The organism is Stenotrophomonas sp. YJH_SMC_17 (assembly GCF_059371655.1).
Window position 1 is genome coordinate 41,151 of record NZ_JCAFUU010000011.1, and the last position, 21,999, is coordinate 63,149.

The window sequence follows — 21,999 nt, forward strand, 5'->3', positions numbered from 1 at the left end:
GCCAGGGCTTGCAGCCCTGCACCCGCTCAATACAACGGCCAAAGCCAAAGCCAGAGCTGGATTCCGTGGTTTGGCGGGGCCGTGTCGGAGTGCGGGGACGCCGCAAGTACGTCCGTGTAGGCTTGGCAGCCGCATCCATGCGGCTGACACCCCGCACTCCGACACCGTCCCACCTTCGACAGATCTCCGCGGCTGTCGGCAGGTGTCGACCTTGGTGGACACATCTGTCAGATAGCGAAAGAAATTTCGGGGTCAGATCCGTTTCCATAGGAAAACGGATCTGACCCCAAGAGCATTCCCGACAGATCGCGGAAAAATGTCGAAGGCGGGGTGGGTCCGGTTGCGGGGGCGTGAGCGCCATGGATGGCGCGACCGAGGCTACATGGACGTATTCACGCCGTCCCCCGCAACCGGACCCACCCCGCCATCCCACGGAATGCAGGCCTTTGACCTTGACGTTGCCCTGGCCTCTGCGGGTGCAGGGCGCAGCCCTGCCGATAACCCCATTCAGGCAGGTAAGTGCAGGTCACAGGATACGCAGACGCCTTGTTGCCTCCACCAATCGGGTCCACATTCCTGTGCAGGAGACGTGCCACCGCCCGTCGTCGAGACACCAGGAGACCTGCATGTCCGCTGCCCCCAGTACCGCCATTTCCCGCGATCCGGCCACCGGCCAGCAGATCGCCAGCCATCCCTTCGCTACCGACGCCGAACTGGACGCCATCCTCGATCGCGGCCAGGTTGGCTTCGCCGCCTGGAGCACCCGCAGCCTCGAACATCGGGCCGAGGTACTGCGCGCAATGGCCACCGTACTGCGCCGTGACCGCGACAAGCTGGCCGCGCTGGCCACCGCTGAAATGGGCAAGGTGCAGGCCGAATCGCTGGCCGAGATCGAGAAGTGCGCCGTGCTGTGCGACTGGTACGCCGACAACGGGGCACGGTTCCTGCGCGACGAACCGACCCAGGTGCCCGACGACAAGGCTTACGTGTCCTACCTGCCGCTGGGCGTGGTGCTGGGCATCATGCCGTGGAATTTCCCGTACTGGCAGGTAATGCGCGCGACAGTGCCGATCCTGATGGGGGGCAACGGCTTCCTGCTGAAGCCGGCCGAGAACATTGTCGGTACCGCGCAGCTGCTCGATGCCGCCTGGCGTGACGCTGGCTTGCCGGAAGGTACGTTCATCGCCGCCAACATCAGCCGCGAGGGCACCAGCCGCGCGATCGCCGATGACCGCATCGCGGCGGTAACCCTGACCGGCAGCGTTGCCGCCGGGCGCAGCATCGCTGCCCAGGCCGGGCAGGCGCTGAAGAAGGTGGTGCTGGAACTGGGCGGTTCCGATCCGTTCATCGTGCTGGCCGATGCCGACCTCGATGCCGCGGTCGATGCGGCGGTGGCCTCGCGCTTCCAGAACACCGGGCAGGTCTGCATCGCCGGCAAGCGCATCATCGTCGAAGACGCGGTCTACGATCGTTTCGTGGCGCAGTTCTGCCGGAAGGTGCAGGCGCTGACCATCGGTGACGGCCGCGATCCCGGCAACCGCATCGGCCCGATGGCACGCCAGGACCTGCTGGAACAGCTCGACGCGCAGGTGCGCGCTTCGGTGGACGCGGGCGCGAAGCTGCTGGTCGGCGGCCATCAGCTGGATCGTCCGGGCGCGTTCTATGCCCCCACGGTGCTGGCTGACGTGGAGCCGGGCATGCAGGCTTTCGATACCGAGACCTTCGGGCCGGTTGCCTCGATCAGCCGCGCTCGGGACGCCGACCATGCGGTGGACCTGGCCAACCAGAGCGAGTTCGGCCTCAGTGGCAACCTGTGGACCGGCGATCGTGCCCGTGCGATGCAGCTGGCGCGCCGGCTGCAGACCGGCGGCGTCTTCGTCAACGGCTTCTCGGCTTCGGACCCGCGCGTGCCGATCGGCGGTGTGAAGAAGAGCGGCTTCGGCCGTGAGCTCTCGCACTTCGGCATCCGCGAGTTCGTCAACGCGCAGACGGTGTGGTTCGACAAGCGTTGACGCGCGGCTTCCACCCTTCCTGCAACGATCCACCACCAGTCCAGCAAAAAAAGGACGGCATTCCCATGTCCAAGGGTTCAGACCTGCTCGTCGCCGCACTTGAGAACGAAGGCGTCGAGCGCATTTTCGGGATTCCCGGCGAAGAGAACCTCGACGTTGTCGAGTCGCTCCGTCATTCCAGCATCGAGCTGGTGATCACCCGCCACGAACAGGCAGCGGTGTTCATGGCCGCCACCTATGGCCGCCTGACCGGCAAGCCGGGCGTGTGCCTGGCCACGCTCGGCCCGGGTGCATTGAACTTCACCACCGGCGCCGCCTATGCACTGCTCGGCGCGTGGCCGGTCATCATGATCACCGGCCAGAAGGGCATCGTCGCCAGCAAGCAGGCGCGCTTCCAGATCGTCGACATCGTCAGCACGATGAAGCCGCTGACCAAGCAGGCGCGGCAGATCGTCTCGGCACGCACCATCCCGACCATCGTGCGCGAGGCATTCCGTGTTGCCCAGGAGGAGCGCCCCGGACCGGTGCTGCTGGAGCTGCCGGAAGATATCGCGGCCAATGAAGTCGAGGGCGCGGCGCTGATTCCACCGCACGCGGTGGAGCGGCCGATCGCCAGCCCGGAGGCGCTGGACCGCGCGGCCGAGATCATCCGTAATGCCAGGCGCCCGCTGCTGATGATCGCCTCGGCAGCGTCGCGACCGCAGTCCAGCGAGGCGCTGTCGGCGTTCGTGCTGCGTGCCGGCATCCCGTTCTTCACCACGCAGATGGGCAAGGGCGCGGTGGCCGGTGGCTCGGGCCTGTACATGGGCACCGCGGCGCTGACCGAGCGCGACTACGTGCACATGGCCATCGACCAGGCCGACGTGATCGTGACCATCGGCCATGAAGTGACCGAGAAGCCTCCGTTCGTGATGCGCCCGGGTGGCCCGACCGTGATCCATATCGGCTACTCGCAGGCGGCGGTGGAGCAGGTGTACTTCCCGCAGGTGGAAGTGATCGGCGATATCGGTCGTTCGTTGACCCAGTTGGCTGACCGTATCGAAGGCGCGGTGCCGAACGCCGATGCGCTGCTGCCGCTGCGTGCGACCATTCTCGAGCACATCGCTGCCCGTGCCGAAGAAGCGGGTTTCACCCCTCAGAGGCTGGTGCACGACGTGCGCCAGGTGATGCCGCCGGACGGCATCGTGGCGCTGGACAACGGCATGTACAAGATCTGGTTTGCGCGCAATTACCGCACCCAGGTGGCCAACACGCTGCTGCTGGACAACGCGCTGGCGACCATGGGCGCGGGCCTGCCGTCGGCGATCATGGCCTCGATCCTGTACCCGCAGCGGCGGGTGCTGGCGGTGTGCGGCGACGGCGGGTTCATGATGAACAGCCAGGAGCTGGAGACCGCGCGCCGGCTGGGCCTGAACCTGGTGGTGCTGATCCTCAACGACGGCTCCTACGGGATGATCCGCTGGAAGCAGGCGGTGGATGGCTTCACCGACTACGGCATGACCTTCAGCAACCCGGATTTCGTCAAGTACGCCGAGGCCTATGGCTGCAAGGGGCATGAGGTAACCGCCATCGAGCAGTTCATCCCGACCCTGGAGGCGGCGTTCAATGACGGCGGTGTGCATCTGGTGTCAGTGCCGATCGATTACTCGGAGAACCAGCGGGTGCTGGTTGATGAGTTGCGGCAGGCGTTCCCCGGGAACGGGTAGGCGCCGATCCGCTGATGGGGCCAGATCCCTTTGCTGCGTAAAGGATCTGACCCCTCTCCGGGCCGGGGCAGGGTGGTTTTGGTATGCTGTGGAGCCGGCCGTGCCGGGTGCAGCATCCCCCCTCACTACACGATTCCCGCAGATCCATGAGCGAAGCTACCGATACCCCCCCCGTCGACGAAAACAAGTTGATCGCCGAGCGCCGTGAGAAACTCAAAGCGCTGCGTGGGCAGGGCATCGCGTACCCGAACGACTTCCGTCGCCAGGATTTCGCCGGTCGCCTGCAGGAAGAATTCGCCGATGCCGGGCAGTGGACCGCCGAGGCGCTGGAAGGCAACGGCCGCCAGGTGAAGATGGCCGGCCGCCTGATGGCCAAGCGCATCATGGGCAAGGCCAGCTTCGCGCAGATCCAGGACGAGTCCGGCCGCATCCAGCTGTTCCTGCAGGGGGCCGCGCTGGGCGACGCCTACACCGCCTTCAAGGGGTGGGACGTGGGCGACATCATCGCCGTCGAAGGCGGCCTGACCCGTACCAAGACCGGCGAGCTGTCGGTCAAGGCCGAGTCGATCCGCCTGCTGACCAAGTCGCTGCGCCCGCTGCCGGACAAGTGGCATGGCCTGGCCGACGTCGAGCAGCGCTACCGCCAGCGCTACGTCGACCTGATCGTGACCCCGGAATCGCGCGCGGTGTTCATCAAGCGCTCTAAGATCATCCGCGCCATGCGCGCGTGGCTGGACAACCGCGACTTCCTGGAAGTCGAGACGCCGATGATGCATTACATCCCCGGCGGCGCGGCGGCCAAGCCGTTCACCACCCATCACAACGCGCTGGACCTGGACCTGTACCTGCGCGTGGCGCCGGAGCTGTACCTCAAGCGCCTGACCGTGGGTGGCCTGGAGCGCGTCTACGAGATCAACCGCAACTTCCGCAACGAAGGCGTCAGTACCCGCCACAACCCGGAATTCACCATGATGGAGCTGTACGAGGCCTACGCCACGTACAACGAGATCATGGACCTGACCGAAGGCGTGATCCGTGACGTGGCCCAGGCCGTGAACGGGGGCACCGAGGTGGAATGGGACGGCGCGAAGATCGACCTGGGCCCGGCCTTCCGCCGCTGGCGCATGGATGAAGCGGTGCGGCACCACAACCCGGAAATCTCCGCGGCCGACTGCACCGACCGCGAGGCGCTGCTGCGCCATTGCGAGCGCTTGAAGATCCGCGTCAAGCCGTCCTACGGCTGGGGCAAGCTGCTGCTGGAGATCTTCGAGGCTACCGTCGAGCACACCCTGATCCAGCCGACCTTCATCACCGATCACCCGGTGGAGGTCTCGCCGCTGGCCCGTGCCAACGACAATGATCCGGGCTACACCGACCGCTTCGAGCTGTTCGTCAACGGCAAGGAGCTGGCCAACGGCTTCTCCGAGCTGAACGACCCGGAAGACCAGGCTCAGCGCTTCCAGGCCCAGGTGGCCGCGAAGGAAGGTGGCGACGACGAGGCCATGCACTACGACGCCGACTACATCCGTGCGCTGGAGTACGGCATGGCACCGACTGGCGGCCTGGGCATCGGCGTCGATCGCCTGGTGATGCTGCTGACCGGCAGCAGCTCGATCCGCGACGTGCTGCTGTTCCCGTACATGCGTCCAGAGCAGTAAGTCGCTTTTCTGACTCCTGATTGTGCGCGCCGTCCCGAAACGAGACGGCGCGATTGACGCGTCCCGCACTCGGCGTATCGTTAATGCACTACCTTGACGCCTGTTATGGCTTGATCGGCGCCAGGGGGATGGCGCATTGTGGAGAGTCCGCTTCACAATGTGATGACGATCATGAACCGGGACGCATGACACGGGAGTCAGGCCGATGCAGGGTGCGAGCGTTCGCAGCGGCAGGGTATCCTCGCCTGCTGATGATCCAGCATGGTCGAGAAACCAGGCAGAGTACGCGTTGAATATCGTCATTGTTGACGACCAGACGTCCGCGCGGACGATGCTGCGTCACGTCATCGAGGACATCGCGCCCGAACTGAGCGTGTATGACTTCGGCGACCCGTTGACCGCATTGGCGTGGTGCGAGGCGCATCCGGTCGACCTGCTGCTGCTCGATTACCGCATGCCGGAGATGGACGGGCTGGAGTTCGCCCGCCGTTTCCGTCGCCTGCCCAAGCACCGGGACATTCCGGTGATCCTGATCACCGTGGTCGGTGACGAGCCGATCCGGCAGGCCGCGCTCGAGGCCGGCGTCATCGATTTCCTGGTCAAGCCGATCCGCCCGCGCGAACTGCGCGCGCGTTGCTACAACCTGTTGCAGCTGCGCCAGCAGACCGAGAACGTGAAGCAGCGTGCGCTGTCGCTGGAGCAGCGGCTGCTGGCCAGCATGCACGAGGTCGAGGAGCGGGAACGCGAGACCCTTTCGCGATTGGCCAGGGCGATCGAGTTCCGTGATGCCGGCACCAGCGCGTATCTGGAACGCATGGCGCGCGTGGCCGGTCTGATCGCCGAGCAGCTGGGCCTGCCCGAGGACGACGTCAAGCTGATCGAGATGGCGGCGCCGCTGCACGACATGGGCAAGATCGCCATTCCCGATGCCGTGCTGCTCAAGCAGGGCAAGCTCAATGACGAGGAGCTGGCGATCATGCGCCGGCACCCGCGCATCGGCCACGAGCTGCTCAGTGGCAGCCAGAACCGTTTCATCCAGGTTGGCGCGCTGATCGCACTGCGCCACCACGAGCGCTATGACGGCAGCGGCTACCCCGATGGGCTGGTCGGCGAGGCGATCCCGCTGGAAGCGCGGATCGTGGCCGTGGCGGACGTCTTCGATGCACTGATCTCCCCCCGTCCGTACAAGGAAGCATGGACCATGGAAGCCACACTGGCCTATCTCTACGCCCAGCGTGGCCGACTGTTCGATCCGCGTTGCGTGGATGCGCTGATGCGTGGCCACCAGCAGCTGATGGATATCTGCGCGCAGCACTCGACGGCATCGACGCGACCGGGTGGGTGACATGCAGGATCTGTTGGCACGCGTGAAGCGCCGGCTGGCGCAGCGTCCGGATTCGGAGCATGGCCAGGCCATCGTACGGGTGGTGTTGATCTCGCTGATCCTGGTCTATGTGCTGCTGTCAGGCGCCCGCCTGCATCGGCTGGAGCAGTACCAGGGCGTGCTGGCCACGGTGCTGACCGGGTTGGGTCTGTCGCTGCTGCTGTTCGGCTGGTTGCTGTGGAAGCCGGAGCGCTCCGACCCGCGGCGGGTGGCCGGGATGCTGGCCGACTACGGGCTGATCGCGGTCGGCATGATCCAGATGGGCGAGCCACTGGCCTGGGTGTACGCAGTGGTGATGTGGGTGACGGTCGGTAATGGACTGCGTTTCGGGTCGCGTTACCTGGCCGCCGCCATCGTGCTGGCAATGGCCAGTTTCGGCACCACCGTGCTGCTGACGCCGTACTGGCAGGCGAACCTGGGCCTGGCCATTTCCCTGTGGTTGGGATTGCTGGCAGTGCCGCTGTGCTGTTCCTCCCTGCTGCGCCGAAGGATGCGACATCCGACCATGGATACCACCCCCGCCGTCACCGCATCGCGTTCGCTGCTGGCCCGTTTCAAGCAGCGCCTGGCCGGGCGCGAGGACAGCGAGCATGCGCAGAACCTGATCCGCATCGTGATCACGGCGCTGTTCATCAGCTACCTGGGCTGGCGTTCGCTGAGCGGTGGTGGCGAGGCGCTGACCACGACGTGGTTGATCCTGGCCTTCGAACTGACCATTTCCGCCGGTCTGTTGACCGCGATCCTGATCAATCCGGGCGTGTCGCATGTGCGCCGGGTGATCGGCATGCTGACCGACTACACCTGCATGGCCTGGATCATGACCATCCAGGGCGAGCCGGCGGCACCGCTGTACGCGGTGATGCTGTGGGTGACGATCGGCAACGGCATGCGCTACGGCAGTACCTACCTGCGCGTGGCCACGGCCATGGGGTTCCTGGCGTTCCTGTGTACGGTGATGCTGTCGCCGTACTGGCGTGACCATGACTACCTGGGCTGGGGCCTGCTGCTGGGCCTGGGCGCGATCCCGCTGTACTTCGACTCGTTGCTGCATGCGTTGACCCGCGCGGTGGCCGAAGCACGCCAGGCCAACGAAGCAAAGAGCCGCTTCCTGGCCAACATGAGCCATGAGTTCCGCACGCCGCTCAACGGCCTGGCGGGCATGACCGAAGTGCTGGCCACCACCCGACTGGACGATGAACAGCGCGAGTGCCTCAACACCATCCAGGCCTCGACCCGCAGCCTGCTGGCGCTGGTGGAAGAGGTGCTGGACATCTCCGCGATCGAAGCCGGCAAGGTTCGCGTGGAGTGGCACGAGTTCGCGTTGGCCGACGTGCTGCAGGCGATCAACCTGATCCTGACGCCGCAGACCCGCTCCAAATCGCTGGATTACCGCGTGCAGGTGGACGAGAACGTGCCGCCACGGCTGCTCGGCGATGCCGGGCACCTGCAGCAGATCCTGCTCAACCTGATGGGCAATGCGGTCAAGTTCACCGACAGCGGCTATGTCCATCTGCGCGTGTCCAGCCCCGATGCGCTCGGCAGCGAGCGGGTGCGCCTGCGTTTCGAGATCGTCGATACCGGCATCGGTGTGCCGGTGGCGTTGCGTGGCCGTCTGTTCAATGCCTTCGAGCAGGGCGATGTCGGCCTGGCCCGCCGGCACGAAGGCACCGGGCTGGGCACGGCCATCGCCAAGGGCCTGGTCGAATCGATGGGCGGCCAGGTCGGCTACGCGCCGAACAGTCCACGTGGCAGCGTGTTCTGGGTCGAGATCACGCTGGACGTCGCCGATGTTCCGGCGGTGCCGACCGCACCATCCGACGTGGCCGAAGCCGGCAATGTCATCGCGTTCTCCAACCCGTTCCTGCGTCACCGCGCGCGCGTGCGCAGCCTGCGCGTGCTGGTGGCTGACGACCACGAAGCCAACCGGATGGTGCTGCAGCGCCTTCTGGAGAAAGCGGGCCACAAGGTCACCTGCGTCAACGGCGGTGCCGAAGTGCTCGATGCACTCGAACAGGCCAGTTACGACGCGGCTATCGTCGATCTGCACATGCCCGGCATGAGCGGCCTGGACCTGCTCAAGCAGTTGCGGGTGATGCAGGCCAGCGGCATGCCCTATGTGCCGGTGATGGTGCTCAGCGCCGATGTCACCCCCGAATCGATCCTGCGCTGCGAACAGGCCGGCGCGCGCGCGTTCCTGGCCAAGCCGGTGGTCGCCACCCGTCTGCTGGAGGTGCTGGCCGATGTGGCGGCCAACACCCGTGCCGAGTCCGGCATCCAGTCGGTGCCCGCGTTGCCGGTGGGCGAGGGCGTGCTCGATACCGCAGTACTGGACGAGCTGGCCTCGCTGGGTATGGGTGACGGCTTTGAGCGCAAATTCATCGACCAGTGCCTGGTGGATGTCGATGCGAGCATGGGCCAGCTGCAGGCCAGCGGTGAGCGCCAGGCCTGGGAGGACTTCCGCGAGCATGCCCACGCGCTGCGTGGCGTGGCGAGCAACCTGGGGCTCGTCCAGGTTGCCGCCTCCAGTGGCGAGATCATGCGCATGCCGGACTGGCAGCTGAAAGGCGAGTGGAGCACCCGCCTCGGCAGTCTGGCGGCCGCCCTGCGCAACGGCAGGAATGCGCTGGCTGCCCGTAGTGCGGCAACGCCGCACCGCGATGACAGTGAGCGCAGCCCGATCTGAACCACCGGGCTGTCAGGCCGGGTCGCCATTGCGCCGGGCCTGCGCCCGCACCAGGCGATCCATCGTGCGCAGGGACTTCTCGCCGAGCTGCATGGCGGTGTCCACCCAGATCTCGGTGATCCGCATCATTTCGTGCAGCGGCACCATGGTGGCGATCTCGTTGACCTCGCGCATCGCTGCCCAGGCGTGCGGGATGCGCTTGCTGTCCTTGATCACCTGTTCGACCGCGGCCACGCCTTCGCCGACCGGTACCACGATGTCGACCAGGCCCATCTCCTTCAGTTGGCTGGCGGTGTAGAGATTGCCTTCCAGCATGATCTTCTCTGCCAGGCGCGGGCTGATCCGCTGGCACAGGAAGGAGTAGGCGCCCATGCCGGGGAACAGGTCGAAAAGCACCTCCGGCAGGCCCATCAGCACGCCTTCCTCGGCAATGATGGTGTGGCAGCTGAGGGCCGCCTCGAAGCCGCCTCCCAGCGCATTGCCCTGGACCAGGGCGATGCTGTGCGCGCGGGCGCCCAGCCCGGCATGGAAGGCATGCACCCCGCGCACGCAGCGCTGGGCGTAGTCGAGCAGGCGAGCGCGATCGCCTTCACGGATCAGGCGGCAGAACAGCTCAAGATCGCCACCCAGGTTGAATACGTCGCTGTCCGAGGCCAGAACGACATGGGGGGACAGGACGTGCGAGGCGCTGAGGCGATCGCCCAGTTCGCGCTGGTAATCGACGATGTCATCCACCAGGCGTGAGGCAAAGCACGGCCGCCCCGGCTGGTTGACCAGATTGGCATGCATGTGGATCCAGTAGACATCCCGCTCGGGTTCTTCGGTAATGCGCAGGGTGGGGTGCTGCGAGGGGCGGGTGATGATGGGGCGTACTGCGGACATGGGAGTTCTCCGTATGACCGTCCGGCCAACCGCAGAGCGGACGGAGATGGGTGAGGGGGTGAGCTGAACGTGCGGCGGCGACTGATTCTATGCACCCGTCGTGAACCGCCCGCAAGCGCTGTACCGGCCCTGTTCCGGCAACAAAAAGGCCCCGCCGTCGCCGGCGGGGCCCCTGGAATCTCCCTTCGCCCTGAAATCCTTACCGGGCGGGCGTATCACGTAGCTCGCGACGGAGAATCTTGCCGACATTGGTCTTCGGCAGCTCTTTTCGGAATTCGACGATTCTGGGGTGCTTGTAACCGGTCAGGTTTGCCCGGGCATGCTCCTTGACCATTTCGGCCGTCAGGTTCGGATCCTTCTTCACGATCACGACCTTGACCACCTCGCCGGACTTTTCGTCCGGGACGCCGACGGCGGCCACTTCCAGCACGCCCGGCATCATCGCGATGACGTCTTCCACTTCGTTCGGATACACGTTGAAGCCGGACACCAGGATCATGTCCTTCTTGCGGTCGACGATGTAGAAGAAGCCCTGCTCATCCATCTTCGCCATGTCGCCGGTGTGCAGCCAGCCGTCGGCGTCAATGGCCTTGTCGGTTTCCTCGGGGCGCTGCCAGTAGCCCTTCATCACCTGCGGGCCCTTGATGCACAGCTCGCCCACGTCGCCCAGCGGCAGGATGTTGCCGTTGTCGTCCTTGATGCAGGCATCGGTGGACGGGATCGGCAGGCCGATCGAGCCGTTGTACTCGGGCAGGGTGAGCGGGTTGATGCACGCCGCCGGCGAGGTCTCGGTCAGGCCATAGGCCTCGACCAGGGTGACGCCGGTGGTCTTCTTCCAGCGTTCGGCCACCGCGCGCTGCACGGCCATGCCGCCGCCCAGGGTGAACTTGACCGAGGAGAAGTCGATCTGGTCGAAGCCGGGTGTGTTGAGCAGGCCGTTGAACAGCGTGTTGACGCCGGTGATGGCAGTGAAGCGGGTGCCCTTCAGCTCCTTGACGAAGCCCTTCATGTCGCGCGGATTGGTGATCAGGTGGTTGCAGCCACCGAACTTCATGAACACCAGGCCGTTCGCCGTCAATGCAAAGATGTGGTACAGCGGCAGGGCAGTGATGATCACTTCCTTGCCCGGCTCGATGCCCGAGGTCGACAGCCACGCCGACGCCTGCTGCATGTTGGCGATCAGGTTGCGGTTGGTCAGCATCGCACCCTTGGCCACGCCGGTGGTACCGCCGGTGTACTGCAGGAAGGCGATGTCGTCGTGGTCGATCTCGACTGGCGGCAGCGTGTGGTGGCTGCCCAGCCTGAGCGCCTGCCTGAAGCGGACCGCGCCCTTGATGCTGTAATTGGGCACCATCTTCTTGATGTACTTCAGCACGAAGTTGACGATCGCGCCCTTGGCGCCAAGCAGGTCGCCCAGGCCGGTGGTGATCACGTGCTTGACCGGCGTGTCGGCGATGACCTGCTGGACGGTGTCGCCGAAGTTGTCGACCACCACCAGCGCGGTCACGCCGGCATCGACCAGCTGGTGCTTCAGCTCGCGCGCGGTGTACAGCGGGTTGACGTTGACCACGGTGAGCCCGGCGCGCAGCACGCCGAAGGTGGCCACGGGGTACTGCAGGCAGTTGGGCATCATCAGGGCGACGCGGTCACCCTTCTTGAGCTTGAGCTCACCCAGCAGGTAGGCCGCGAACCGGGTGACCAGCGCATCGGTTTCACCGTAGGTGAGTACCTTGCCGAAGCTGGAGTAGGCGGGACGGTCGCGGAATTTCGCGACGGACGCGTCGAAGACCGAAGCTACCGAATGGAACTCGTTGACGTCGATCTCGGCGGGAACGCCTTTCGGATAGCTCTGCAGCCAGGGACGATCCAGACTCATATTCCCCCTCCAGGAATCGTGATGTATTAGGTTCCGGCCCTGAGCGTATCGACAATGGCCGTTCATTGCAGCATACCCCGCCGTAGGGAAAACGCGAAGAGGGGTTTGCGGCGCGGCAAGGGTGGGCGCCGACCTTGGTCGGCACAGGATTGCGAGGGGGGGCTGTGGAGGCGTGCCCACCAAGGTGGGCACCCACATGGAGGCGGGGGAGGCCGCGTAGCGAGGCGTCTGCGTCAGTCCTGCTTGCGCACCGGTGCACCATTGGCCTTGTAGTACGGCGCGGTGCTGCGGGGCAGCGGGGTGCGGCCGCGGATCACGTCGGCCAGCTTCTCGGCCATCATGATGGTCGGCGCGTTGAGGTTGCCGGTCACCACCTGCGGCATGATCGAGGCATCGACGATGCGCAGGCCTTCCAGGCCGTGCACGCGGCCCTGGCCATCGACCACCGCCATCGGGTCGTCGGCATGGCCCATCTTGTTCGAGCACGACGGGTGGTAGGCGGTCTCGGCATGTTCACGGACGAACGCATCGATCTGCGCATCGGTCTGCAATGCGCTGCCCGGGGAGATCTCGCGGCCGCTGTAGGGTGCCAGCGCCGGCTGCGCGAAGATCTCGCGGGTGATGCGGATCGCCGCACGGAACTCGCGCCAGTCCTGGTCGTGCGACATGTAGTTGAACAGGATGCTCGGATGTTCGCGCGGATCCTTCGAGCGCACGTGGATGCGGCCGCGGCTGGGCGAGCGCATGGAACCGACGTGCATCTGGAAGCTGTGCGCCTTGATCGGGTTGGAGCCGTTGTAATTGATCGCCACCGGCAGGAAGTGGTACTGCAGGTTCGGCCAGTCGAACTCGGCGTCGCTGCGGATGAAGCCACCGGCCTCGAACTGATTGCTGGCGCCGATGCCGGTGCCCAGGAACAGCCACTCGGCACCGATCGCCGGCTGGTTGTACAGCTTCAGTGCCGGGGCCAGCGACACCGGCTTCTTGCACTCGTACTGCAGGTACATCTCAAGGTGGTCCTGCAGGTTGGCGCCGACACCTGGCAGGTGGTGCACCAGCTCGATGTCCAGGCTGCGCAGCAGGTCGGCCGGGCCGACGCCCGAGCGCTGCAGGATCTGCGGCGAGGCGATGGCGCCGCCGCACAGCAGCACTTCGCGGCGGGCGGTGGCACGCTGCGGCTGGTCGTTGTGCAGCCACTGCACGCCCACCGCACGCTTGCCCGAGAACAGGATGCGGTCGGTCAGCGCGTGGGTGACGATGGTCAGGTTCGGGCGCGGCTTGGCCAGGTCCAGGTAGCCGCGAGCGGTGCTGGAACGACGGCCCTTCGGGGTCACCGTGCGGTCCATCGGGCCGAAGCCTTCCTGCTGGTAGCCGTTGAGGTCGTCGGTGCGCGGGTAGCCGGCCTGTACGCCGGCTTCGACCATTGCAGCGAACAGCTCGTTGTTGCCGGCCTTCGGCGTGGTCACGCGCAGCGGGCCGTCGCCACCATGGTAGTCATTGGGGCCGATGTCGCGGGTTTCCGCCTTGCGGAAGTACGGCAGGCAGTCCAGGTAGGTCCAGTCTTCCAGGCCCGGCATGCTGGCCCAGTTGTCGTAGTCCATTGCATTGCCGCGGATGTAGCACATGCCGTTGATCAGCGACGAGCCGCCCAGGCCCTTGCCGCGGCCGCAGTCCATGCGGCGGTTGTTCATGAAGGGCTCCGGATCGGTCTTGTACGCCCAGTTGTAGCGCTTGCCCTGCAGCGGGAAAGCCAGTGCCGCCGGCATCTGGGTACGGAAGTCGAGCCGGTAGTCCGGGCCACCGGCTTCCAGCAGCAGCACGCTGACATCGGCATCTTCAGTGAGGCGGGTGGCCAGCACGTTGCCGGCCGAACCGGCGCCGATGATGATGTAGTCGTACTCGTTATGGGTGCTCATGGGTGTCTCCTGCAGGCCGGGGCGCGCTGCATGCAGGCGTCCCGGCGGAATGTCGGATCGGCACGATGGCCGGACGATGGGGTGCGCAGGGCGCGCCGGTCAGAACACGCTGGCGTAGTCGCCCAGCTCGACCTGCACCGACTTGATGCGGGTGTAGTGGCCGAGGGTGGAGATGCCGTTTTCGCGGCCGACGCCGGATTCCTTGTAGCCGCCCACCGGCATTTCGGCCGGCGATTCGCCCCAGGTGTTGATCCAGCAGATGCCGGCTTCCAGGCGGTGGATGATGCGGTGGGCGCGGCTGACGTCCTTGCTGACCACGCCGGCGGCCAGGCCGAAGGTGGTGTCGTTGGCGCGGCGCACCACTTCGTCCTCGTCGTCGTAGGCGAGGATGCTCATCACCGGCCCGAAGATCTCTTCGCGGACAATCGTCATGTCATCGCGGCAGTCGGAGAACACGGTCGGCAGCACGTAGGCGCCATTGGCCAGCGCGCCTTCGGTGGCACGGCCGCCGCCGGTCAGCAGGCGGGCGCCTTCGGCCTTGCCGCTCTCGATGTAGCGCAGCACGTTCTCCATGTGCGGGAAGCTGGTCAGCGGCCCGAAGTTGGTCTCGGCGGCCATCGGGTCGCCAATGCGGATGCGCTTGACGCGCTCGACGACAGCGGCTTCGAACGCGGCCAGCATGCTGCGCGGCACGAACACGCGGGTGCCGTTGGTGCAGACCTGGCCGGAGCTGAAGAAGTTGGCCATCACCGCGATGTCGGCGGCGCGGTCCAGGTCGGCGTCATCGCAGATCACCAGCGGCGACTTGCCGCCAAGCTCCATGGTCACTTCCTTCAGCGACGAAGACGCGGCGCTGGCCATCACCTTCTTGCCGGTGGCGACGCCGCCGGTGAAGGAGATCTTCTCGATCACCGGGTGCTCGGTCAGCCACTGGCCGATCTCGCGGCCCGGGCCCTGCACCACGTTGAACACGCCGGCCGGCACGCCGGCTTCGGTGTAGATCTCGGCCAGCCGGATCGCGGTCAGCGGGGTCACTTCGGACGGCTTGAACACCATCGCGTTGCCGGCGGCCAGGGCCGGGGCCGACTTCCACATGGCGATCTGGATCGGGTAGTTCCAGGCGCCGATGCCGGCGACCACGCCCAGCGGCTCGCGGCGGGTGTAGAAGAAGCTCGATTCGCGCAGCGGCAGCTGGATGCCTTCGATGGCGGTGGCCAGGCCGGCGTAGTACTCGACCACGTCGGCGCCGGTGACGATGTCCACGGTGGTGGTCTCGGCCAGTGCCTTGCCGGTGTCCAGGGTTTCCAGGTGGGCCAGCTCGTCGTTGCGCTCGCGCAGGATCTCAACGGCGCGGCGCAGGATGCGCGAGCGCTCCATCGCGGTCATCGCTGCCCACACCTTCTGGCCTTCGGCCGCGCTCTGCACTGCGCGCTCGACGTCGGCCTGGCTGGCGACCTGCACCTCGGCGATCACCTCACCGGTGGCCGGGTTGACGCTCTTGAAGGTCTTGCCGCTGGTGGCGTCGACGCGCTGGCCGTGGATGTAGAGCTGTTGGACGGGCAGGGTGGTCATGGGGCGTACTCCTTGGAAGGGGGCGGGTGCTGAAGCGCTTATAGCGCGTCGGCCTGCAACTGGAAGTCGATGTAACCGTAAGCGATGCGCCGTGATTTCTCGGCGTTGAACTGGCCGCCGACCAGGCTGCCGCGCAGCCACAGGCCGTCGATCATCGCGGCCAGGCCGCGGGCGGCCAGGCGGGCCTGCGGGTGGGGCAGCAGGCGGTTGAACTGGTGGCACAGGTTGGAGAACAGGCGCTGGTCGTTGGCGCGCTGCAGCCGGGCCAGTTCCGGCTGGTGCATGCTGGCTGCCCAGAAGGTGAGCCAGACGCGCATCGCGGTGCCGTTGATCTGGCTGTCGTCGAAGTTGCCATCGACGATGGCGCGCAGCTGGTCGCGCGGGTCATCGCCAACGTTGGCGCGGTAGCGGGCGACGGCGTCCTTCAGTTCGCGCAGGATCTGCCGCATGGCAGCATTGAGCAGCCCGTCCTTGTCGCCGAAGTAGTGGGCGACGATGCCGCTGGACAGCCCGGCTTTCCTGGCGATGGTGGCGACGGTCGCATCGGCCATGCCGATCTCGTCAATGGTCTGGAAAGTGGCCCGGATCAGCTGTTCGCGCCGTACCGGTTCCACGCCTTTCTTCGGCATTGTCTCTCCACGGATTGCGACCCGAAGGATCGGGCTGCCCAGCATTATGCTTTTTATTGATTGAACGTTCAATCAATAAACCCTAGGATGCGCTCGCGCCCCACGCCATGGGCCCGGTTTACCGGTCCGGCCCCGCCCATGTGCTCCCCCGGACTGATGAGACGATCCCATGTCTTCCCTGGCTCATCCCAAGCGTTCGCCCCTGCGCTTGAACCGTTTTGTGTTCTTCAGTTCCTCGGTGTCGATCGGCATCCTCGGGCTGCTCACCGTTCTCTATCCCGAAGGCAGCGAGCACTGGCTGCAATGGGCGCAGGCCGAGGTCTCGGCGGCGTTCGGCTGGTGGTACATGCTGCTGATCGTGCTGTGCCTGGGCTTCGTGCTGTGGCTGGCGTTCTCCCCGTACGGCCGCATCCGCCTGGGCCACAACGAGGAATCACCGGCGTTCAGCTACGTGGCCTGGGTGTCGATGCTGTTCTCTGCTGGCATCGGCATCGCGCTGCTGTACTACGGCGCCTACGAGCCGCTGGACCATTTCCTGCATCCGCCCGGGCAGCCCGGTGGCACCGTGGCCGCCGGCCGCGAGGCGATGGTGCTGACCTTCCTGCACTGGGGTCTGCACGGCTGGGCGCTGTACGCGCTGGTGGGCGTGGCGCTGGGCTACTTCGCCTACCGCCGCGACCTGCCGCTGGCGCTGCGTTCGGCGCTGTACCCGATCTTCGGTGAGCGCATCCACGGCCGCATCGGCGACATGGTCGATGGTTTCGGCATCCTGGCCACGCTGATCTCGATGGTGACCAACCTCGGCATCGGTGCGCTGGTGGTGCAGTCCGGCCTGGTCTACCTGTTCCACATTCCGGATACGCCGCAGGTGCTGGTGGCGATCGTGCTGGTGATGATGGTGGTAGCCACCATCGGCGTGGTCGCGGGCGTGGAGAAGGGCATTGCCTGGCTCTCCAACCTCAACGTGCGCCTGCTGTGCGGCCTGCTGTTGTTCGTGCTGGTCACCGGCCCGACCCTGCATCTGTTCGACGGCCTGATCCAGAACACCGGCGATTACCTCGGCGCGTTCGTGCGCAAGAGCTTCGACATGTACCTCAACGACCCGAAGGGCCGTGAGTGGATGGGCTCGTGGACGCTGTTCTACTGGGCCTGGTGGATCGCCTGGGCGCCGTTCGTCGGCCTCTTCGTGGCACGCATCTCGCGTGGCCGCACCATCCGAGAAGTGATCATGGGCGTGTTGCTGATCCCGCTCGGCTTCACCCTGGCCTGGCTGTCGATCTTCGGCAATACCGCCATCGACCTGGTGCTCAACCACGGCCAGGCGATCCTGGGCGACGTGGCGCAGCACGATGCGGCGATGACGCTGTTCAAGCTGCTCGAATACCTGCCCGGCGCACCCTACGTGGCCGGTGCCGCAGTGGTGATCGGTTTCGTGCTGTTCCTGACTCCGGTCGATTCGGGCACGCTGATGATCGCGAACCTGTGCACCCGCCGTGTTGATGACGGCGTGGAGGATGGCCACGACGCGCCGATCTGGCTGCGCGTGTTCTGGGCGGCCGGCATCACCGTGGCCAGCGTCGGCCTGCTGCTGGCCGGCAACTTCAGTGCGATGCAGACCGCAGTGGTGCTGTGCGGCCTGCCGTTCTCGTTCACCCTGGCCTTCTACATGTGGGGCCTGCTGAAGGCGCTGCGTACCGATCCGGACGCGCCGCGGCGCTGAGCGCGGGTGGGCATGGGCGCGCGCCGATGCCTGCCACATTTCATTGCATTCCTGGATACGTCGCATGGGGTCGTGATGGACCATGGGGTCTCCTCGAACAGGAGATCCCTATGAAGCCTTACCTCTGTGGCCTGTTGCTGTCCGTTGCGATTCCGCTGCGTGCCGAGCCGATGCCGCCTCCGATGCAGCAACTCGATTTCCCGGTGCTGGCGGTGGGCGACATCGGCCAGTTCCGTGTCCACGTGCCCGCCTATGCCGGCCGGCAGGGCCGGGTGTCCTACGCGGCCCACGCGCTGATGCCCGGCACCGACGATGACCGGGGCTACCGCTTCATCGCGGCCGAGTGCGGCGAGGGATTCACGCCCTACGTGCACTACAACGACCGTGGCGTGGTCTGCTCGCGTTTCGGCGAAGCGCCCCACGCCGCGTTCGAGATGGTGGTGACGGTGTTGAACGTGGACGCGGTCGACGGTGAAACCATGATGCCCGAGGGCCTGGGGGCGCTGGTGTACGACATCGGCTCGGCGGTGGCGCCGTGGCGGATCTACGGCGTGCGTTGAGGCGACCGGCGCATTCGCTACCGCGTCCAGCAGAAAGGCCGGGCCCCTGCGGACCCGGCCCTCGGCAGCCGGCGGAGGGGCCTGGGCGTGTTGCCCGGCCCCGCCGCCGTCCGGCCCCGCCTTACTTCGCGGCCAGCTGGCGCAGCACGTACTGCAGCAGGCCGCCGTGGCGGAAGTACTCCACTTCCTTCGGGGTCAGCAGCATCACCGATACCTCGAAGGTCTTCTTCGTGCCGTCGGCCTTGGTGGCAGTGACCGTGGCGCGTTTGCTTGCACCGTCCTGCAGGCCGGTGATGTCCATCACCTCCGAACCGTCCAGGCCCAGGCTCTGTGCGTTTTCGCCGTTGCGGAACTGCAGCGGCAGCACGCCCATGCCGACCAGGTTGGAGCGGTGGATGCGTTCGAAGCTCTCGGCGATGACCGCCTTCACCCCCAGCAGCAGGGTGCCCTTGGCTGCCCAGTCGCGCGACGAGCCGGTGCCGTATTCCTTGCCGGCCAGGACCACCAGCGGCACCTTGTCGGCCTTGTACTTCATGGCCGCATCGTAGATCGCCAGCTTCTCCGGCTGGCCGCTGCCGGCCGGGTAGTACAGGGTGTTGCCGCCTTCCTCGCCACCGAACATCAGGTTCTTGATGCGGATGTTGGCAAAGGTGCCTCGGACCATCACGTCATCGTTGCCACGGCGGCTGCCGTAGCTGTTGAAGTCGGCCGGCTGCACGCCGCGTTCCTGCAGGAAGCGGCCTGCCGGCGAGTCCTTCTTGATGTTGCCGGCCGGGGAGATGTGGTCGGTGGTGATCGAATCGCCGAACAGGCCCATCACGCGTGCACCATGCACGTCGTCGATGCTGCCGGTCTGCATGGTCATGCCATCGAAGTACGGCGGGTTCTTGATGTAGGTGGAGGCGTCGCTCCACGCGTACAGGTTGCCGTCCGGCGAGGCGATGGTGTTCCAGCGGGTGTCACCCTTGAACACATCAGCGTAGTTCTGCTTGAACATCTCCGGGCCGATGGTGGCGGCAATGACATCGCCGATTTCCTTGTTGCTTGGCCAGATATCGCGCAGGAACACCGGCTGGCCATCGCTGCCGGTGCCCAGCGGCTGGGTGGTCAGATCGATGTCGGTGGTACCGGCGATGGCGTAGGCGACGACCAGCGGCGGGCTGGCCAGGTAGTTCATTTTCACTTCGGGGTGCACGCGGCCCTCGAAGTTGCGGTTGCCCGACAGCACCGAGGTCACCACCAGATCGCCAGCGGCAATGCCGGCGCTGACTTCGGTCGGCAGCGGGCCGGAGTTGCCGATGCAGGTGGTGCAGCCATAGCCGACCACGTAGAAGCCGATCTTCTCCAGCTCGTTCAGCACGCCGGCCTTTTCAAGGTAATCGGTAACCACGCGCGAGCCTGGGCCGAGCGAGGTCTTCACCCACGGCTGGCGGTTGAGGCCCTTGGCGGCCGCGTTGCGCGCCAGCAGGCCGGCACCGATCATCACCGCCGGGTTGGAGGTGTTGGTGCAGGAGGTGATGGCGGCGATGACCACCGCGCCGTCCTTCAGCCGCACCTTGCGGTTCTCGATCTCGATGTCGGCGAAGCCCTTGGCCAGCTGCTCGTTGCCGACCGCTGCGCCGCCGCCTTCATTGACGAACGTGGACACATCGTCGCTGCGCTTGTCACGGTTGGCGGTCATGCCGACCAGCGCTTCGCGGTAGTTCTTCTGCACGTCCTCCAGCAGCACGCGGTCCTGCGGGCGCTTGGGGCCGGCCAGCGACGGCTTCACGGTGCCCATGTCCAGTTCCAGCGTGGTGCTGTACTGGGCGTGCGTGCTGCCTGGTTCGTGCCACAGACCCTGCGCCTTGGCGTAGGCTTCGACCAGGTTGATCTGCTCTTCGCTGCGGCCGGACAGGCGCAGGTAGTTCAGCGATTCGGCGTCGATCGGGAAGATGCCGCAGGTGGCGCCGTATTCCGGGGCCATGTTGCCGATGGTGGCACGGTCGGCCAGCGGCAGGTGCTGCAGGCCATCACCATAGAACTCCACGAACTTGCCGACCACGCCGAGCTTGCGCAGCATCTGGGTAACGGTCAGCACCAGGTCGGTGGCGGTGGCGCCCTCGGGCAGCTTGCCGGTCAACTTGAAGCCCACCACCTGCGGGATCAGCATCGACGACGGCTGGCCGAGCATGGCCGCCTCCGCTTCGATGCCGCCCACGCCCCAGCCCAGCACGCCGATGCCGTTGATCATGGTGGTGTGGCTGTCGGTGCCGAACACCGTATCGGGGTAGGCCACCGCCTTGCCATCCTTGTCCGCGGTCATCACCACGCGGGCCAGGTTTTCCAGATTCACCTGGTGGACGATGCCGGTGTTGGGTGGCACCACCTTGAAGTTGTCGAAGGCCTTCTGGCCCCAGCGCAGGAAGCCGTAGCGTTCCTGGTTGCGCTGGAATTCGATCTTGCCGTTGAGGTCCAGCGCGTCGGGCTTGCCGAACACGTCGACCTGCACCGAGTGGTCGATGACCAGTTCAGAGGGAATCTGCGGGTTGATCTGCTCAGGCGAGCCGCCGAGCTTGACCACCGCATCGCGCATCGCGGCCAGGTCGACCACGCAGGGCACACCAGTGAAGTCCTGCAGGACCACGCGCGCCGGCATGAAGGCGATTTCGGTGTCCGGCTCGGCGGATGGGTTCCAGCGGGCCACGGCTTCGATGTGGTCGGGGCCGACGGTTGCGCCGCCGTCCTCATGCCGGAGCAGGTTCTCCAGCAGGATCTTCATCGAGTAGGGCAGGTGGGAGATATCGAAGCGCTGGCCCAGCGTGGGCAGGCTGAAGTAGTCGTAGGTCTTGCCGCCGACGTTCAGCTGGCTGCGGGTGGAGAACGAATCGCTCATGCGGGGTAACTCCTTCTTGCGGATGGCTTGCAGTGGCCCGTTCGTGGGTGGGCCTGCTTGCGGTCGCCACGGGCCTGGTGGCCCCGGAGGTTCCAGTATGAACCCGAAACTGAATGGATTCACCCGGGCCGGGTCCGGCCTGCGGCATCGGTTCCAGACTACAGGGGGAGGTGTATGGCGTATGTCACGTGTGTGGCCGATCCTTTGCGAGGCGAGGGCTGGCGGATCGCCGGTCCTGTTCAGGGTGGAAGTATGCCCGGAGAAGTATGTATAATTTGTGCATACTCTGGAGGGCCTACCGATGGAAGCCACTGTTGCAGAACGCGGACAGATCACCCTGCCCAAGGCGGTGCGTGATGCCCTCGGCCTGACCAAGGGCACGCTGCTGAAGGTCGAGCTGGACGGCAGCCGCATCATCCTGCGCAAGAGTGTTGACGATGCCATTTCACGGGCGCGCGGCAAGTTCGCGCTGGACGGCTTCGAGTCGTCCGATGCGGCAGTACGCGCGGTTCGCGACGAGGAATAA

14 protein-coding genes are annotated in these 21,999 nt (G+C 65.9%); 8 read left to right on the plus strand and 6 right to left on the minus strand.

What is annotated here, in order from left to right; translation table 11 throughout:
• The first annotated feature begins 626 nt into the window (after positions 1-626).
• From AC5P8Z_RS19230 to AC5P8Z_RS19250, 5 genes are all read left to right on the plus strand, one after another.
• Positions 627-2,012 carry an NAD-dependent succinate-semialdehyde dehydrogenase gene (locus AC5P8Z_RS19230; RefSeq protein ID WP_495229783.1) on the plus strand — a complete coding sequence of 462 codons (1,386 nt, stop codon included), beginning with the start codon at positions 627-629 and terminating at the stop codon, positions 2,010-2,012.
• A gap of 65 nt (positions 2,013-2,077) precedes the next feature.
• Positions 2,078-3,718, plus strand: coding sequence for an acetolactate synthase large subunit (locus tag AC5P8Z_RS19235; protein ID WP_495229784.1), 1,641 nt, complete (start codon positions 2,078-2,080; stop codon positions 3,716-3,718).
• A gap of 146 nt (positions 3,719-3,864) precedes the next feature.
• Entirely contained in the window at positions 3,865-5,376 is a 1,512-nt protein-coding gene (lysS, locus tag AC5P8Z_RS19240; RefSeq protein ID WP_286071863.1) for a lysine--tRNA ligase, read from the plus strand.
• A 205-nt stretch (positions 5,377-5,581) separates the two neighbouring features.
• Entirely contained in the window at positions 5,582-6,721 is a 1,140-nt protein-coding gene (rpfG, locus tag AC5P8Z_RS19245; protein WP_286071864.1) for a cyclic di-GMP phosphodiesterase response regulator RpfG, read from the plus strand.
• 1 nt (position 6,722) lies between these two features.
• Positions 6,723-9,443, plus strand: a complete 2,721-nt coding sequence (locus AC5P8Z_RS19250; protein ID WP_495229785.1) for a response regulator — start codon at positions 6,723-6,725, stop codon at positions 9,441-9,443.
• 12 nt (positions 9,444-9,455) lie between these two features.
• Here the strand turns inward: AC5P8Z_RS19250 and rpfF are convergent, their stop codons facing one another.
• The 5 genes from rpfF to betI all read right to left on the minus strand — a co-directional run bounded on the left by rpfF (position 9,456) and on the right by betI (position 16,318).
• Entirely contained in the window at positions 9,456-10,325 is an 870-nt protein-coding gene (rpfF, locus tag AC5P8Z_RS19255) for a diffusible signal factor synthase RpfF (protein WP_286071866.1), read from the minus strand.
• 199 nt (positions 10,326-10,524) lie between these two features.
• Entirely contained in the window at positions 10,525-12,201 is a 1,677-nt protein-coding gene (locus AC5P8Z_RS19260; protein WP_495229786.1) for a long-chain fatty acid--CoA ligase, read from the minus strand.
• A 233-nt stretch (positions 12,202-12,434) separates the two neighbouring features.
• A complete protein-coding gene (betA, locus tag AC5P8Z_RS19265; RefSeq protein WP_286071868.1) occupies positions 12,435-14,117 on the minus strand; it encodes a choline dehydrogenase in 1,683 nt (560 codons plus the stop codon).
• Positions 14,118-14,216: 99 nt separating this feature from the next.
• Positions 14,217-15,689: a betaine-aldehyde dehydrogenase gene (betB, locus tag AC5P8Z_RS19270; RefSeq protein WP_053449653.1), complete on the minus strand. Its 1,473-nt coding sequence runs from the start codon at positions 15,687-15,689 to the stop codon at positions 14,217-14,219.
• 38 nt (positions 15,690-15,727) lie between these two features.
• Positions 15,728-16,318 carry a transcriptional regulator BetI gene (gene betI, locus AC5P8Z_RS19275; RefSeq protein WP_286071869.1) on the minus strand — a complete coding sequence of 197 codons (591 nt, stop codon included), beginning with the start codon at positions 16,316-16,318 and terminating at the stop codon, positions 15,728-15,730.
• 169 nt (positions 16,319-16,487) lie between these two features.
• On the opposite strand from betI, the gene AC5P8Z_RS19280 reads away from it, so the two are divergent.
• Both AC5P8Z_RS19280 and AC5P8Z_RS19285 read left to right on the plus strand, forming a co-directional pair.
• A complete protein-coding gene (locus AC5P8Z_RS19280) occupies positions 16,488-18,038 on the plus strand; it encodes a BCCT family transporter (protein ID WP_295568155.1) in 1,551 nt (516 codons plus the stop codon).
• A gap of 110 nt (positions 18,039-18,148) precedes the next feature.
• Positions 18,149-18,598, plus strand: coding sequence for a hypothetical protein (locus AC5P8Z_RS19285; protein ID WP_495229787.1), 450 nt, complete (start codon positions 18,149-18,151; stop codon positions 18,596-18,598).
• Between the two features lie 121 nt (positions 18,599-18,719).
• Here AC5P8Z_RS19285 and acnA read toward each other — a convergent pair whose 3' ends face one another.
• The gene (gene acnA, locus AC5P8Z_RS19290) at positions 18,720-21,473 is read right to left on the minus strand and encodes an aconitate hydratase AcnA (RefSeq protein WP_495229788.1); all 2,754 of its coding nucleotides are present in this window, start codon (positions 21,471-21,473) and stop codon (positions 18,720-18,722) included.
• A 301-nt stretch (positions 21,474-21,774) separates the two neighbouring features.
• On the opposite strand from acnA, the gene AC5P8Z_RS19295 reads away from it, so the two are divergent.
• Positions 21,775-21,999 (plus strand): AbrB/MazE/SpoVT family DNA-binding domain-containing protein, encoded by a 225-nt coding sequence (locus tag AC5P8Z_RS19295; RefSeq protein WP_005409505.1) that lies wholly within the window; start codon positions 21,775-21,777, stop codon positions 21,997-21,999.

What these genes read in the sequence shown, in the direction of transcription:
- AC5P8Z_RS19235 (WP_495229784.1), top strand. Translation starts at nt 2,078, where the DNA reads ATGTCCAAGGGTTCAGACCTGCTCGTCGCCGCACTTGAGAACGAAGGC.
- betA (WP_286071868.1), bottom strand. Translation starts at nt 14,117, where the DNA reads ATGAGCACCCATAACGAGTACGACTACATCATCATCGGCGCCGGTTCG.
- rpfF (WP_286071866.1), bottom strand. Translation starts at nt 10,325, where the DNA reads ATGTCCGCAGTACGCCCCATCATCACCCGCCCCTCGCAGCACCCCACC.
- AC5P8Z_RS19250 (WP_495229785.1), top strand. Translation starts at nt 6,723, where the DNA reads ATGCAGGATCTGTTGGCACGCGTGAAGCGCCGGCTGGCGCAGCGTCCG.
- rpfG (WP_286071864.1), top strand. Translation starts at nt 5,582, where the DNA reads ATGCAGGGTGCGAGCGTTCGCAGCGGCAGGGTATCCTCGCCTGCTGAT.
- AC5P8Z_RS19285 (WP_495229787.1), top strand. Translation starts at nt 18,149, where the DNA reads ATGAAGCCTTACCTCTGTGGCCTGTTGCTGTCCGTTGCGATTCCGCTG.
- AC5P8Z_RS19230 (WP_495229783.1), top strand. Translation starts at nt 627, where the DNA reads ATGTCCGCTGCCCCCAGTACCGCCATTTCCCGCGATCCGGCCACCGGC.
- betI (WP_286071869.1), bottom strand. Translation starts at nt 16,318, where the DNA reads ATGCCGAAGAAAGGCGTGGAACCGGTACGGCGCGAACAGCTGATCCGG.
- AC5P8Z_RS19295 (WP_005409505.1), top strand. Translation starts at nt 21,775, where the DNA reads ATGGAAGCCACTGTTGCAGAACGCGGACAGATCACCCTGCCCAAGGCG.
- AC5P8Z_RS19260 (WP_495229786.1), bottom strand. Translation starts at nt 12,201, where the DNA reads ATGAGTCTGGATCGTCCCTGGCTGCAGAGCTATCCGAAAGGCGTTCCC.
- lysS (WP_286071863.1), top strand. Translation starts at nt 3,865, where the DNA reads ATGAGCGAAGCTACCGATACCCCCCCCGTCGACGAAAACAAGTTGATC.
- acnA (WP_495229788.1), bottom strand. Translation starts at nt 21,473, where the DNA reads ATGAGCGATTCGTTCTCCACCCGCAGCCAGCTGAACGTCGGCGGCAAG.
- AC5P8Z_RS19280 (WP_295568155.1), top strand. Translation starts at nt 16,488, where the DNA reads ATGTCTTCCCTGGCTCATCCCAAGCGTTCGCCCCTGCGCTTGAACCGT.
- betB (WP_053449653.1), bottom strand. Translation starts at nt 15,689, where the DNA reads ATGACCACCCTGCCCGTCCAACAGCTCTACATCCACGGCCAGCGCGTC.